Raw genomic sequence first — 14,977 nt, 5'->3', positions numbered from 1 at the left:
ATATTAACAATTTCAGTCACTAAGACTCAATAATCACGGTTGCAACGGCATAATGTTGCTCATCAGCAATAGTAATATGGCCGCGGGTTGCGCCAAGTTGCTCAAGCCTTGCTAATGCACCATCAGTAAAGCTAATTAGTGGCGCACCATTGTCATCATTACTGATATGAATATGCTGAAATGAAACTCCGCGGCCAATACCAGTGCCTAAGGCTTTCGCTGCGGCTTCTTTTGCAGCAAAACGTTTTGCTAGGTATCGATGGGCTATTTTTGAAGATTGGTAAATTTCAAGCTCTGTAGGCGTGAGTACACGTTTAGCTAACTTATCCCCTAAACGGGCATATTGCAGCTCAATGCGGTTTATCTCAATAATGTCTGTACCAATACCCACAATGGCCATTATTCGCCTCTACGCCCTTCTAGCATTAATGTTTTCATATCTTTTACTGCAGTCGCTAAACCGTCAATGGCTGCTCTAGCGATAACAGCATGCCCAATATTTAACTCATACAACTCAGGGATAGCTGCAATAGCTTTGACGTTATGGTAATGCAATCCATGTCCTGCATTAACAATCAAGCCTTTACTGTGAGCATATTTGGCCATTTCAGTAATGCGCGCCAACTCTATAGCCTGCTCAGCATCCGTTTCAGCATCGGCATAACAACCGGTATGGATTTCAATATAAGGTGCGCCCGATGCTACAGCAGCATCTATTTGGCTTTTGTCGGCATCAATAAATAAAGATACCTTGATGCCTTCTGCAGCTAACGTCGTGACAGCTTGAGTGATTTTATCAAGTTGACCTGCCACATCTAAGCCACCTTCTGTGGTCAGCTCTTCACGCTTTTCTGGCACTAGGCAGGCATAGGCGGGCTTGACTTCACAGGCTATCGCAATCATTTCATCGGTAACGGCAAACTCAAAATTCATCCGCGTTTTAAGGGTTTTAGCCAACAAATACACATCACGGTCTTGAATATGGCGACGATCTTCTCGTAAATGAATAGTGATGCCATCTGCGCCAGCATGTTCTGCAACCGCTGCGGCATGGATAGGATCAGGGTAACTGGTTCCACGAGCTTGACGAAGAGTGGCAATGTGATCGATGTTAATTCCTAATAAAATTCCACTCATTGTGGCTCCTTAATTGGCAAAACTGACTCGCTAACTAGCAAATCTAAAAAGTAATATTACAAACTAGTGGGCCTATTCTAATGTAAACCACTGGCTGCTCATATATTAAAAAGTTATTGTTTAATAAATAACTTACGGCTAAGTAATGGCTTACCGCCTAATAGCGGCGTTAACAGATAGCGCATGAGCCCTTTGGCTTGATTTAGGTGCTCTGGGGTTAATTGTTTTTGCTTGAGCTGAATGAGCATCTCACCAGCGAGCAAGTTACGACTGCTTGTAAAATGCTCTGATGCGGCTTGATTTACGACAGCAAAACCGGCATCAGTAACAAAACGATAGCTGCAACCTGCCATGATCATCTCACCTAAGGTGTCGTAGTCCAGTGATGGCAAAGCACCTAATTCTAAAAGTAGCTCCATCTCAAAATAGCGTAAATGACTGGAACTAAATTGCTGCGCCAAGCCCATTAAACTGCGGTGATAATGCAGGAATAACCCTTCAGCATGTTGGCCTGAATTAAGTACCCTAACCAGCAGCTCATTAAGATACATAGCAGAATATAAACTTTCAGCTTTAAGGGGTAATGCCGGCGCTGCGGGTTCAACTTGGGTAATAAATTTAAGCGAAGAATCAGTAGAGCCTGATTTGCTATTGAACTGGAATATCAGCGGCTGAAATGGCTGAATGATACTTTTAAGGGATTTTTTTCCGCTACCTACTCTGACTAAGGCATCGACCCTTCCTACATCATCAACTAACAGGTTAACGATCACACTGGATTCTCTGTATGGTCGATGATGTAGTATGTACCCCCTTAACATAGCAGGGTTACACAGTCGCTAAAGTCGGTATTAAGTAAAGCATCGGCTTAGTCTTCACCATAGCCTAAGCTTCGTAAAGCACGTTCGTCATCTGCCCAGCCTGACTTAACCTTAACCCAAACTTCTAAGAAAACTTTATTATCAAACAAGGTTTCCATATCAAGTCGAGCTTGGGTGGCGATAGTGCGGATACGCTCACCTTTATTACCGATAACCATACGTTTTTGGCCCGTACGCTCGACCAAAATCAAAGCATTGATTTGATAAACGCCGTTTTCCATCATTTTGAACTGTTCAATCTCAACGGTGGCATCATAAGGCAATTCATCACCTAAGAAGCGCATTAGCTTTTCACGGACAATTTCTGATGCCATAAAGCGTTGCGAACGGTCAGTGACGTAATCTTCTGGGAAATAAAATCCAGCTTCAGGTAACGACTCACTGGCTAAATCTAAAATTCGTTGAATATTCGTGCCTTTAGTAGCCGAGATAGGCAGAATTTCATCAAATTTAAACTTAGCAGATAACTTTTCAAGATAAGGGAATAAAGACTCTTTATCTTTAATATTATCGACTTTATTGATAGCTAAAACCGTTTTACGCTGACCACTGCCTTGCTCTAATTTCTTGAGCACCATCTCATCATCTTCAGTCCACGTCATGCCATCAACCACAAACACAACCATGCAGACATCAGCAAGCGAACTTGCTGCAGCACGGTTCATGAGGCGGTTAATCGCACGCTTTTCTTCAATATGTAAGCCTGGAGTATCAACAAAAACAATTTGCCTAGCTTCATCGGTATGGATACCCATAATGCGATGACGAGTGGTTTGCGGTTTTTTAGAGGTAATACTGACCTTCTGCCCAAGTAACTTGTTCAGTAAGGTCGATTTACCCACATTAGGGCGGCCGACAATAGCAACCATGCCACAATAGGTGATCTCGTATTTTGCTGTAGCGGCTGGCGCAGCGCCATTCATCCTTGCCAATAATTCATCTAAACTCGGCTCAACTGGTGAGTTCTCTGGCAAGTCTGTTTTTTTGGTCATTTATTAATAAGCTCCAATACCTGAGCGGCAGCTAGCTGCTCAGCTTTTCTTCTTGAAGTACTGACGCCTGTCACTACTTTATTGATTTCTGCTACGCGACATTCAACTGTAAATGTCTGGTCATGGGCCTCACCTTTTACATCAACAACATGGTATTCAGGTAAGGGCTTTTTATAACCTTGCAGATATTCTTGTAAAATCGTTTTCGGATCTTTTTGATTGATGCCAGGTTTGATTTCAGCCAAACGCTGCTGGTACCAGGTCAGTAATAACTTACGACAGGTCTCTATGTCAGCATCTAAATAAATCGCCCCGATAATTGCTTCAACCGCATCAGCTAAAATAGACTCACGTCTAAATCCACCACTTTTAAGCTCGCCAGGGCCTAAGTAGAGGTAATCGCCTAGCTTAAATTCTTTTGCGATAACCGTTAAGGTTTCACCTTTGACTAAGGTGGAACGCATACGGCTTAAATCACCTTCAGTAGCCTTAGGGAACTGATGATAAAGGGCATCAGAAATAATGATTGATAAAATCGAGTCACCTAGAAACTCTAGGCGCTCATTATGTTTTGATGCAGCACTACGATGAGTTAATGCCTGAGTTAATAAATCAACATTAGTAAACTCATAACCCAGCGTACGACACAGTCGCGGTAAGTTTTTAATTGGTTCCATTACTTGATCGCACCTACTCTGTCAAAACGCACCCCGGTTGGTACCCATGTTGGTAACCAACTACTTGCAGGTCGTTCAAATTCAAAACTAATCCAAATCGCTACCGCTTTACCTACTAAGTTAGCTTCAGGGACAAAGCCCCAAAAGCGGCTATCAGTGCTGTTGTCACGGTTATCACCAATGGCAAAGTACTGACCTTCTGGCACAATAAATTCACCCACTGCCGTACCCGGTTGCTCAAAGAAATGTGAGCTAAAATCAGGGCGAGATGGGTTGATTAAAATATCATGTTCTACATCAGTTAACTGCTCGGTATAGCGAGATAACGACACACCTTCATGGGTAAACTCACCACGATTAACTGGCGTTAGCTTAATTGCTTTTGCTGGCGGACAATTTGTTGCTGCATCACATTTAGGCTGAATAAGAAATTGCTTATTTTGGTAAATAATACGGTCACCGGGTAAACCAACCACTCTTTTAATATAGTCTATTTCAGGCTGCTGAGGATATTTGAACACAAACACATCGCCACGCTCAGGCTCACCTGTTTCAATTAGCTTGCTGCGAAAGACGGGGTCACGTAAACCATAACTGAATTTTTCTACCAGAATAAAATCACCTACCAGTAAAGTCGGTTTCATTGAGCCCGATGGTATTTGAAATGGCTCATAAATAAATGAACGCAATATCAATACAAATGCGATAACCGGAAAAATTGAATGGGCAAATTCAACCAAGGTTGATTCACGCGTAATGCTGTATTTTGCATCATCACTCAAATCAGGTTGCTTTGCTTCTGCAAGGGCTAAGCTTTCACGACGTTTAGGGGCAAATATCGTTGCATCGATTAACCAAATTAACCCACTCACAAGGGTTATTATGGTTAAAATAAGAGAAAAATGGGCTGCCATTGAAATTTAAGCTCCTGCCTTTAACACTTTCAAATAATAGTTTAATGAATAAACCGCTGAATAATGAGTATCCTATGGAATACATCGTTAAGCACTAACTGTAATGTTACAAATTATACGAATAAACCGTTGTTGCAAAATTAACTTTTGCTAATGACAACGCCGCAAACTGCGGCGTTATCTGAACTCTAATGAAACCTATGCAGGATTAATCATTAAGTTTCAATACAGCTAAGAACGCTTCTTGAGGCACTTCAACGTTACCGACTTGCTTCATGCGCTTCTTACCTTCTTTTTGCTTATTTAGTAGTTTCTTCTTACGCGAGACATCACCACCATAACATTTAGCGGTAACGTCTTTACGCATTGCTTTAATGTTTGAGCGGGCAATAATCTGACTACCCACCGCAGCTTGAATCGCGATATCAAACATCTGTCTTGGGATCAGCTCTTTCATTTTATCAACTAAAGCTAAGCCGCGATGACGAATGTTTGAACGATGAATAACCATTGCTAGCGCATCAACTCTGTCACCATTGATCAAGATATCTAAACGCACCATATCCGCTTCTTCAAAACGAATAAAGTTATACTCTAATGAGGCATAACCACGACTGGTTGATTTCAATCTATCAAAGAAATCCATGACGACTTCAGCCATTGGCAATTCGTAAGTCACAGAAACTTGATTACCGTGATAAACCATATTGGTTTGTACGCCACGCTTCTCGACACATAAAGTGATAACGTTACCCAAGTACTCTTTAGGCACCAACATGTTTGCTTCAACAATAGGTTCACGGATCATGTCGATGTTATTGATTGGCGGTAAATCTGATGGGTTATCTACATACACCACCTCACCATTGTTCAATTGAACTTCATAAACAACCGTCGGTGCTGTGGTAATCAAATCAAGGTTGTATTCACGCTCAAGACGCTCTTGAATGATTTCCATGTGCAATAAGCCAAGGTAACCAATACGGAAACCAAAACCTAATGCTGAAGATGATTCAGGCTCGAAAAACAGCGATGCATCGTTCAAGCTTAGCTTGTTTAATGCTTCACGGAAGCTTTCAAACTCATCTGTCGAAATTGGGAATACACCGGCATAAACTTGCGGTGTAACCTTTTTAAACCCAGGTAAAGGCTCTTCGGCACCATGTTTAGCGTGAGTTAAGGTATCACCTACTGGTGCGCCGTGAATTTCTTTAATGCCCGAAATAACAAAGCCAACTTCACCGGCTTTAAGTTCAGGTGTATCTGTTTGTTTAGGCGTAAAGATACCAACACGGTCAGCATTGTAGTTTTGACCGGTAGACATAACTTTAAACTTGTCACCTTTTTTCAAGACGCCATGCTTAATACGTACTAACGAGACAACACCAAGGTAACTATCAAACCATGAATCAATAATCAGCGCTTGAAGTGGTGCATCGATATCACCTTCTGGTGGTGGGATATCCGATACGATGACTTCTAGTACATCTTTAATACCGATACCCGTTTTAGCTGAGCAGCGCACAGCTTCCATAGCATCGATACCAACAATATCTTCGATTTCTGCAGCGACACGCTCAGGATCGGCTTGAGGTAAATCGATTTTATTTAAAATCGGTACCACATCAAGATCCATTTCTAAGGCGGTGTAACAGTTTGCAAGTGTCTGTGCTTCAACGCCTTGACCGGCATCAACTACTAGCAATGCACCTTCACACGCAGCAAGTGAACGGGATACTTCATAAGAGAAGTCAACGTGGCCGGGTGTATCAATGAAGTTCAGCTGATAAGTTTCACCATCATCGGCTTTATAGTCGAGGGTAACACTCTGCGCTTTAATGGTAATGCCGCGCTCACGTTCGATATCCATAGAATCGAGAACTTGAACGTCCATTTCACGGTCTGATAAACCACCACAAAATTGGATAAGGCGATCAGACAATGTTGATTTGCCATGGTCGATATGGGCAATAATTGAGAAGTTTCTAATGTGTTTCATGTGGGTGAAATGGCTACTACTAAAATGGTGGATATAATGAGGTCGAATTGTACCTGATAAAGGGGTTAATACCAATCACAATCAATAACTGGACAAAAAACAATAATAAAATCGCCCTTCATATCTGATAAATAATGCTATCTACCCCCGCGAAAGGCTGATCCCTTGGCCTAAATACGCTGTAATGATGGGCGTCGAGGCTTTTTCAAGCGTTAGCGCTTTGCTTTTACCGGCTTTCCAAGCCATGAAACTGCCTATCGCTGCAAGCATCATTGCGCCATGGTCAGTGTTGATATCCAAAAGACCAGCTAAGCCCTGCCCCATAATAGCGCCTAAAAATAACCCAACTAAAGGAGTGATATAAACCAGCATTGCTGCTTTTAATATCACGGATTCAGGCAGAGCAAGTTTCAGTAAATCACCCGCTTCGCAGGCTTGTTCTGCCATCAGAGAGAATTGCTGCTTTTTAATCGAAAAGGCTTTAGCAACCGTTGAGGTGCCACAATTGTCACTGCTTGAACAATGATTACAAGCACTCTTAAGTTCAATCTCAACGGTGACCCACCCTTTGGGATCGTAAGCGATTACCGTCGCCACCTCCTCCAACATCGATTGCGATAATGCTGGAGGTGATTGAGGTTTTTGCGCTGATGTTGAGTCTACTTGTTGAGTCATAGCGAAAGGCGCCCTGTAGGTTAAGTGCTAGTGATTCTAGCACTTATTTTAACGCTTGTTTTATGGCCAGTTACTTTAATACTCGTTATTTCAAGACCATTTATTTCAAGAATCTTTATTTCAACACTAGGCTTTTAGCAATACGATTAAGCGTATCTGCAGGCACTTTACCCACAGCAACTACTTCAACATTGCCCACTTGCTCAACCACCATTGAAAGGCCGTTGCGGGTAATTAGCTCATCAGGCATTGGACTATCACCCATTCTGGCCACATACACTGAAATGTTAACTAAGCCATCGGTTAAAGCGATATATTCAACTGATTCATCACTGCCAAGTAAGCGGTGATGATCTTTTACTACTAAATGAAACCCTGCAGGTAACCAAGTAAATTGCCAATTCTGTCCTTCAATCCGTTCAGCTGGGTTCATCACAGGCGGCAGTTCTTGCTTTTCAGCTTCGACTAAAATGCTCGCTGGCTCACCAAGCTCTATTAGCTCAATGACCATCATTTGCTCAATAAGCTGTTTGTCTTGGTTAATCATGTCATAACGCAGTGGTAAATGGGTTTCCATGTCCACCCAAACTTGTGACATAAAGCGGTGTTCATCAACCGGAATAATGCGGATCATTTGCCCAGGGCGCCCAGCTATACGGCTTCTTCCACCTAAAACAAATTGATACCCCTGCTCTAAAGAATTGATATTAGATGCAAAAATAGCAGGCCAAAGACCTTGAATACGGGGAGCGCTGATGCTGTATGCCGGTTGGTCATGCTCAATAAATGTTACCGTATCAGCAACTCTGACCGCATTTTTAGGGGGGCCATTGAGGTACTCTAGAAAAGCGACTTCTTTATCATTGACCGTACCATGCAGATAAACCAGTGGTCGTATGTGGTCGGCTTGCAGTTGAATAATAGAAGATTTGAATTGTTTGGTTTGTAATGCTTGGCTCATACTTTCAAGCCAAGCTTTCGCTGATTTTTCTTCTTCGGCAATACTAGGGAAAGCCAATACAGCAAGTACTAACAGGATTAGACGCAAGCTAACTCCGAATTAATGATTAAAATCGTTTAGTTCAATTTCGCTATTGTTGTCCACAACCGCACCTGAATTCAACCTTTGTTGTAGCATATGGTCTTGGATATAAGAATTTATACGGCGACGTTGCTCAACCATATTATCGTTACTGATATTAGATTGATTTTGTACAGCCCCAGTTTGGAGACTAACAGGTGACGCAGTCCCAATTAAAGGACGAGTATTTAACACAGGTAATGGTGAGTCGACACTTGGGTCTTGCTCATAATTTTGCACACCAACAATTGCTACCATAGCCACAGTTGCAGCAATTGCATATTGACCAAACTGTTTGAAAAACGGTACCACATTATCTTTCTTAGTCTCGTTCACGGTTTCAGTATCATGTACTGAAGTTGTTTGAGTCTGAGGTGCAATAATGGCTGGCTCTAATTCTATTGCCGCTGCAATATTAGCAGAAAGATCCAAATCAATTGTCTGTGGTAACTCGCCGCGCATTGCATCGCCTATCATGTGATAGTTTTGCCATTTGCTATGTGAGCCTTCGTCTGCTGACAATTCCGCTAATGTTTTTGCATCAACTTCGCCGTCAACTGCTGATGAAACCCATTCTTGACCTGATTTAAGCATTTTTCACCCATGTCATAAAGACTGTTACTGTTCCAGCAAAGGCTGGAGTTTTTTATCGATTGATTCCCGTGCGCGGAAGATCCTTGATCTCACCGTCCCAACAGGACAATCCATGATATTGGCAATATCCTCGTAACTCATACCATCGAGTTCTCGTAATGATATTGCAATTTTCAATTCTTCTGGCAACGTTTCTAACGTTTCAAAAATCACCCGATTAATTTCATCTGATAACACCAAGCGTTCTGGTGAAGCAAATTCCTTTAATGCATCGCTGCCTTCGTAGTATTCAGCTTCTTCGGCGTCAACACTGTTAGCCGGTGTTTTTCTGCTCTGAGAAACCAAATGATTTTTTGCAGTGTTTACTGCAATGCGGTAAAGCCAAGTATAAAAAGCACTTTCACCCCGAAAGTTGGGTAATGCACGGTAAGCTTTAATAAAGGCTTCTTGTGCAACATCTGCTATGTCCGCTTGGTTTCGTATGTATCTCGAAATTAAGCTCATTACCTTATTTTGGTATTTTTGGACTAGCAAATTGAAGGCGTTTTTATCACCACGCTGAACACGTTCAACTAACTGTTGATCACTTATTTGTCCACTCATCCGAGCCGACTACTCCTAAATCTATAATACTGATTTCTCAGTCGCTCGAATCATATTCACATTAAAGTAGACTCGCATGCTTTGAAAAAGTTCGATATTGAATGAAAAAAAATTAATTTAATTAAAAAATTAGCGATTACCCCATCTAATAGTAATGTCTAAGTACCCAAAAAAGCGTAATTGATTTACCATTGAGGAACATATTAAGTACTCCATGATACCTTATGAAACAAGCAGTTGAACACCAGTCTGATATTTTGGTTATAGGTAGCGGTGCAGCAGGATTAACACTTGCCCTGCATCTAGCTGAAAAGTCTAAAGTTATTTTACTTTCTAAAGGCCCTTTGGCGGAAGGTTCGACTTATTATGCCCAAGGTGGAATCGCATCTGTATTCGATGAATCGGACACTATTGAATCACATGTTAACGACACGCTCATTGCTGGCGCAGGACTTTGTGACAAAGAAGTGGTGACTTACACGGCTGAAAATGCCAAAAAGTCGATGCAATGGTTAATTCAATGCGGTGTGGCATTTGATAAAGAAGAAACTGACGGCGATCAAAGCGCAGCACCTTATCATTTGACCCGTGAAGGTGGTCACAGCCATCGACGTATTTTGCACTCTGCCGATGCAACCGGTAAAGCAGTACAATCAACCTTGCAAGAACGCGCAATCGCGCACCCGAATATTAAAGTACTTGAGCGATATAACGCCATTGACCTAATCACCACTCGCAAATTAAACCGCCCCGGTAATCGTGTAGTGGGTGCTTATATTTGGAACCGCGATGCTGAGCACGTTGAAACGGTAACAGCCAAATTTGTTGCTATCGCGACAGGTGGCTGTTCAAAGGTATATCAATATACTTCTAATCCGGATATTGCTAGTGGTGACGGAATCGCCATGGCTTGGCGAGCGGGTTGCCGTATTGCCAACATGGAGTTTAATCAATTTCATCCAACTTGCTTGTATCATGCTGATGCTAGAAATTATCTGCTCACTGAAGCATTACGTGGTGAGGGCGCATATTTAAAACGACCTGATGGTAGCCGTTTTATGCCTGAATTTGATGAACGCGCGGAACTTGCTCCCCGTGATATTGTGGCAAGGGCAATCGATTATGAAATGAAGCGCTTGGGTGCTGATTGTCTGTATTTAGATATCAGCCATAAACCCGCTGAATTTGTCATCAAACATTTTCCCACGATTTACAGTCGCTGTTTAGAATTTGGTATTGATATCACCACCGATCCCATCCCTGTGGTGCCTGCAGCCCATTACACCTGCGGCGGCGTCATGACAGATTTGCATGGTCAAACTGATATCAATGGCCTATATGCCATTGGTGAAGTAGCCTACACCGGCTTACATGGTGCCAACCGACTGGCCAGTAACTCCTTATTAGAGTGCTTGGTTTTTGCTAGAGCTGCTGCTCAAGATATTGAAAGCTTGCTTGAAAAAGTGCCGACACCCGGGCCTATGCCACTCTGGGATGAAAGTCAGGTTAGTAACTCAGATGAAGAAGTGGTCATTGCCCATAACTGGCATGAACTGCGTTTATTCATGTGGGATTATGTAGGAATTGTTAGAACCGATAAACGCTTGGAGCGCGCGCTACGCCGCTGCGCATTGTTACAACAAGAAATTCAAGAATATTATAGTAACTTCAGAGTCAGTAACAATTTACTGGAATTGAGAAACTTGGTTCAAGTAGCTGAGTTAATCATTCGCTGCGCCATGGAAAGAAAAGAAAGTCGTGGCCTACACTATAATGCCGATTACCCAGAGCAAGTCGATAATCCAAAGCCAACTATTTTACAACCTGAACGATAGCGTTAAGATTATTAACGCTTTTGATATGCGATTAATTGACGACACAGGTTTCGGTAACTGCTGTCGTCAAGCATGTCGCTCCAGACAATTAATAACTGCCTTTTTCCCCGAGTTGCAACTCCCCGCTCATCTAAAACGTCAAGTTCAATAAACATCACTGCAGCAAATACAGTGACTATTGAACTGCGCCATAATTGAAATTCTTGCCCTTGGGATAACTTACCTTTACTTGCATCAAGTAAAGAAAATTGGCAACGCCAATGCCTTAACGCCAACAGATGAGCGACAAAAAAAGCCAGATACGAGATAAGAATAAAATAGAATGCCAGTTGATAAGCCCAGTGGCGATAATCTGGCCAAAGAATAAAGCTGCTTAAACACACACAGAGCAATACAATATGTGATAAAAATTGATTAAATGAAGCGCTTAAGCTGAAATGCATCAGTTAAGCACCTTCATCTTTTGCAGTAAGCTCATATCGCTATAAACTAGCTTATGGTTGAGGGCGACCACGAACCGTAACTATCATCTCAGCCATAGCAGCATCAGGGCAAACTTCATGCCCCATAAACCAAGCAAATAACTCAGGGTCTTCACAGGCTAATAAATCAATGAAGGTTTGCTTATCTTTATCAGCTAAAGCTTGGTAATGTTGCTCTACAAAAGGTTGAAAAAGAACATCTAACTCAAGCATCCCTCTTCGACAAGCCCAGCGCACTCTTGCTATATTCATTAATTCCAATGTACTTCTCCTAACATCTCTTCGGATACTTTATAGATGTTGCAAACTTCGATGCTCAACATCTTGAACTTGTGGATCAACACCAGCAAACAAATCATTAAAGTCTGTTTCTAACAAGCGTTGAACCGCAGGGTGTTGAATCATCCTCTCAGCAAACATGACATGATACTCTTCTTTAATATCAGTGGTTTCACCCAGTAATACCATGCCTTGAGAGAGTATATCATGACGATAAATAGAGGGAGCAACAAATATACCGCGCTTAAACAAACCAAATGCTTTCATCATAGCCGCATCATCAAACTCACCTAAAATACTCACATTAAGATTTTTTTCAGCAAACCAGCGATGTAACTGTTGCCCAAGGGAAGTACGCTTGCCTGGGATCAGTAATTTCTCTTGCTCAAGACATGCTGGAAAGTCAGCAGAGGGCTTTGATGAAGAGAAAAAGCTAATACCGCACTCGCCTAACTTTTTGGATAAGATTTCAGGGTATTTAAGTGATACGCCAGCACAATCAGATAAAATCATATCTAATTTATGTTCACGTAACCTTGCTATCAGGCTTTCATGGGTTGATTCATAACAGCTCAAATGCATTGAACCGTCACTTGGGATCACTGTCAGTAAAACGCGACTGGCTAAGGCTTTAGACAGGGCATCAGCAATACCCACTTCAAATAACACTGAGTCATCTTTTTGATAAGAGAGTAAATCGATCATTTCGTAGCTTAGACTAAACATCTTATCAGCATAACGAAATACGATTTCACCAAGTTCGGTGGATTCAAGGTTGCGGCCGACACGTTTAAATAGACTGCCATTGAGGCGTTCTTCTAAAGCGCGAATTTGACCTGTGATAGTTTGCGGGGCTAAACATAAAGCGACGGCAGCCTTGGCTACCGTCCCTTTCTTTCTAACCATCCAAAAATAATATAGATGGTTATAATTTAAATGTTGCATTCATATAAGCCAGCTAATGAAAGATGACTTATTTTAGTCTCTGGCAGTTCAACAAGCTATCAATTAATATCGACAACTCATTTAGGTCATTGATGTTTTTATTGGCCGTTTGTTCTTGAATGGCCAAAACAATATCTGCCTTGTCAGGGACTCTTTCTGCACAAAAACTGCGGTTAGCCTCTTGATAGCGTTTACCTGCGCGGTATTTAAGCGCTCGAGACTCATAGCCACTATCAGCGTCTAATCGGCTAGCAGAAGCGTCGTCGTGGTACATCAATGCACCATCAACCACACCATCTAAGTAACTTTTACACTCGCTTGATTCAACATCCTTTTGACAAACATTGAATGACGTTGCTTGGGCAGGAACAACGGCCCCAATAGCAAAGGCTAACATTAGCAGTTTAAGTTTCATTTAATCACTCCAGCTTATTTTGCTTCAGTTTTAGGAAGCACCTTGTTTAACCAGAAATAACCCACTAATGCAGCTAGCATTGAACCGGTTAAAATACCTAATCTTGCAAAATCACCATATTGATCAGGTGCACCATCAAAGGCAAGCGACGAAATAAATACTGACATAGTGAAACCAATACCAGTCATCACTGCCACAGGGATAATTTGACTCCAGCCAATTCCTGGTGGTAATTCAGCTAATTTTAGTTTTACCGCAACATAACTAAACAGTAATACACCTACAGGCTTACCTAATAGTAGGCCTAAGATAATACCGATAGTTACTGGCTCAACTAACGAGGTTACGCTCATACCTGCAAGTGATAAGCCTGCATTGGCAAAGGCGAATACGGGTAGAATGAAGAAGGTGCTCCAAGGGTGTAGGCTATGCTCTAAATGCTCAGATGGTGATGAGCCGTCTTTAGCGCGCAATGGAATACAGAACGCAATAATCACACCTGCTAATGTGGCATGTACGCCAGATTTAAGCACTGCAACCCATAAGATCAGACCAAGTAAACCGTAAGGGATCAGTGAGCTGACACCTTTGCGGTTCAGAGCAACCATTAATACAATTGAAATAGCTGCAACAATCAAGCTTACCATCGATAAATCAGCACTGTAAAATAGTGCGATAATGACGATTACGCCCAAGTCATCGATAATGGCTAATGCAAGTAAAAAGACTTTCAATGCCACCGGAACACGGCTACCAAGTAGCGCCATGATACCGAGTGCAAAGGCAATATCAGTCGCAGCTGGAATTGCCCAGCCCACTTGAGTCACAGGATCTGAGTAGTTGAACGCTAAATAAAATAACGCTGGGAACAACATACCACCAATAGCAGCAAAGGTAGGTAATGATGCTTTTGAAACGCTTGAAAGCGCACCTTCTAGCAGTTCACGTTTAACTTCTAAACCAATTAGTAGGAAGAATAACGCCATAAGACCATCATTAATCCACAACAGTAATGGCTTATCTATATCCAGTGAACCGATACGTACTTGGACTTCTGTATCAAGAAAACCACTGTATAAACCCGCTAATGGCGAATTTGCCATTAACATCGCCAGCACTACAGAGATCATCAAAATGATACCCCCTGCAGATTCTTGACTTAAGAAATTCTTAATTGCACGTTCCATAATTTTCTCCACAAAAAACAATTAATTCGAGTCTAGCGGAATTATTCAAACAATCATAATCGTTAGTTTGGGTCTTATATGTCGGGATTTCCGAGGTATTAAACAAAATAACACGAACAAGATCACATTTAAGTGTATTAACGTGAGCCCAAATTGCCAACATATCGCTTTTTTAAGCTAATCAATTACCAACAAGCTTCTTGAAAAAAATATCAACTGCTGAATAAAAATACAATCAGCTAAATTAATTAATCTTTTATTTACAATACTCTGCAAAATTA

The 14,977-nt window shown here is 41.8% G+C and carries 17 protein-coding genes; 1 reads left to right on the top strand and 16 read right to left on the bottom strand.

Features of this window, described 5'->3' with window-relative positions; genetic code table 11:
• Positions 1 to 19: 19 nt before the first annotated feature.
• The 11 genes from acpS to rpoE all read right to left on the bottom strand — a co-directional run bounded on the left by acpS (position 20) and on the right by rpoE (position 9,553).
• On the bottom strand, positions 20 to 400 hold the full coding sequence (acpS, locus tag AB4140_RS03150) for a holo-ACP synthase (RefSeq protein ID WP_102439230.1): 381 nt from the start codon (positions 398 to 400) through the stop codon (positions 20 to 22).
• Complete coding sequence (gene pdxJ / locus AB4140_RS03145; RefSeq protein ID WP_102439231.1) at positions 400 to 1,137, bottom strand: pyridoxine 5'-phosphate synthase; 738 nt, start codon at positions 1,135 to 1,137, stop codon at positions 400 to 402. Before pdxJ ends, acpS begins: the two co-directional genes overlap by 1 nt.
• A gap of 113 nt (positions 1,138 to 1,250) precedes the next feature.
• Complete coding sequence (gene recO / locus AB4140_RS03140; RefSeq protein WP_102439232.1) at positions 1,251 to 1,958, bottom strand: DNA repair protein RecO; 708 nt, start codon at positions 1,956 to 1,958, stop codon at positions 1,251 to 1,253.
• Positions 1,959 to 2,005: 47 nt separating this feature from the next.
• On the bottom strand, positions 2,006 to 3,010 hold the full coding sequence (gene era / locus AB4140_RS03135) for a GTPase Era (protein ID WP_102439233.1): 1,005 nt from the start codon (positions 3,008 to 3,010) through the stop codon (positions 2,006 to 2,008).
• Complete coding sequence (rnc, locus tag AB4140_RS03130) at positions 3,007 to 3,687, bottom strand: ribonuclease III (RefSeq protein ID WP_102439234.1); 681 nt, start codon at positions 3,685 to 3,687, stop codon at positions 3,007 to 3,009. The genes era and rnc overlap by 4 nt, the downstream gene beginning before the upstream one ends.
• Entirely contained in the window at positions 3,687 to 4,601 is a 915-nt protein-coding gene (gene lepB / locus AB4140_RS03125; RefSeq protein WP_102475612.1) for a signal peptidase I, read from the bottom strand. The genes rnc and lepB overlap by 1 nt, the downstream gene beginning before the upstream one ends.
• 208 nt (positions 4,602 to 4,809) lie before the next feature.
• On the bottom strand, positions 4,810 to 6,600 hold the full coding sequence (gene lepA, locus AB4140_RS03120) for a translation elongation factor 4 (RefSeq protein ID WP_102531398.1): 1,791 nt from the start codon (positions 6,598 to 6,600) through the stop codon (positions 4,810 to 4,812).
• A gap of 141 nt (positions 6,601 to 6,741) precedes the next feature.
• Positions 6,742 to 7,209, bottom strand: a complete 468-nt coding sequence (locus tag AB4140_RS03115) for a SoxR reducing system RseC family protein (RefSeq protein WP_102439284.1) — start codon at positions 7,207 to 7,209, stop codon at positions 6,742 to 6,744.
• Between the two features lie 181 nt (positions 7,210 to 7,390).
• On the bottom strand, positions 7,391 to 8,323 hold the full coding sequence (locus tag AB4140_RS03110) for a MucB/RseB C-terminal domain-containing protein (protein WP_102439237.1): 933 nt from the start codon (positions 8,321 to 8,323) through the stop codon (positions 7,391 to 7,393).
• Positions 8,324 to 8,335: 12 nt separating this feature from the next.
• The gene (locus AB4140_RS03105) at positions 8,336 to 8,950 is read right to left on the bottom strand and encodes a sigma-E factor negative regulatory protein (RefSeq protein ID WP_102439238.1); all 615 of its coding nucleotides are present in this window, start codon (positions 8,948 to 8,950) and stop codon (positions 8,336 to 8,338) included.
• Between the two features lie 24 nt (positions 8,951 to 8,974).
• Entirely contained in the window at positions 8,975 to 9,553 is a 579-nt protein-coding gene (gene rpoE / locus AB4140_RS03100) for an RNA polymerase sigma factor RpoE (RefSeq protein WP_102439239.1), read from the bottom strand.
• Between the two features lie 224 nt (positions 9,554 to 9,777).
• Here rpoE and nadB point away from each other — a divergent pair, with 224 nt between their 5' ends.
• Positions 9,778 to 11,388: an L-aspartate oxidase gene (gene nadB, locus AB4140_RS03095; protein ID WP_371999755.1), complete on the top strand. Its 1,611-nt coding sequence runs from the start codon at positions 9,778 to 9,780 to the stop codon at positions 11,386 to 11,388.
• A gap of 11 nt (positions 11,389 to 11,399) precedes the next feature.
• On the opposite strand, the gene AB4140_RS03090 is transcribed toward nadB, so the two are convergent.
• The 5 genes from AB4140_RS03090 to nhaA are packed head-to-tail and all read right to left on the bottom strand — an operon-like array spanning position 11,400 to position 14,696.
• Positions 11,400 to 11,831 carry a protein YgfX gene (locus AB4140_RS03090; protein WP_102475608.1) on the bottom strand — a complete coding sequence of 144 codons (432 nt, stop codon included), beginning with the start codon at positions 11,829 to 11,831 and terminating at the stop codon, positions 11,400 to 11,402.
• A gap of 51 nt (positions 11,832 to 11,882) precedes the next feature.
• Positions 11,883 to 12,131 carry a succinate dehydrogenase assembly factor 2 gene (locus AB4140_RS03085; protein ID WP_371999753.1) on the bottom strand — a complete coding sequence of 83 codons (249 nt, stop codon included), beginning with the start codon at positions 12,129 to 12,131 and terminating at the stop codon, positions 11,883 to 11,885.
• Between the two features lie 30 nt (positions 12,132 to 12,161).
• Complete coding sequence (nhaR, locus tag AB4140_RS03080; protein WP_076542538.1) at positions 12,162 to 13,094, bottom strand: transcriptional activator NhaR; 933 nt, start codon at positions 13,092 to 13,094, stop codon at positions 12,162 to 12,164.
• A 28-nt stretch (positions 13,095 to 13,122) separates the two neighbouring features.
• Positions 13,123 to 13,509, bottom strand: coding sequence for a hypothetical protein (locus AB4140_RS03075; RefSeq protein WP_102439243.1), 387 nt, complete (start codon positions 13,507 to 13,509; stop codon positions 13,123 to 13,125).
• A 14-nt stretch (positions 13,510 to 13,523) separates the two neighbouring features.
• Positions 13,524 to 14,696 (bottom strand): Na+/H+ antiporter NhaA, encoded by a 1,173-nt coding sequence (gene nhaA / locus AB4140_RS03070; RefSeq protein WP_102439244.1) that lies wholly within the window; start codon positions 14,694 to 14,696, stop codon positions 13,524 to 13,526.
• Positions 14,697 to 14,977 lie beyond the last annotated feature (281 nt).

Origin of the sequence: Shewanella sp. 10N.286.51.B2 (genome assembly GCF_041469265.1) — a bacterium.
Taxonomy (GTDB): Bacteria; Pseudomonadota; Gammaproteobacteria; order Enterobacterales; family Shewanellaceae; genus Shewanella.
Note: the sequence above shows the minus strand (reverse complement) of the source record. Positions and strands in the feature narration are given on the sequence as shown.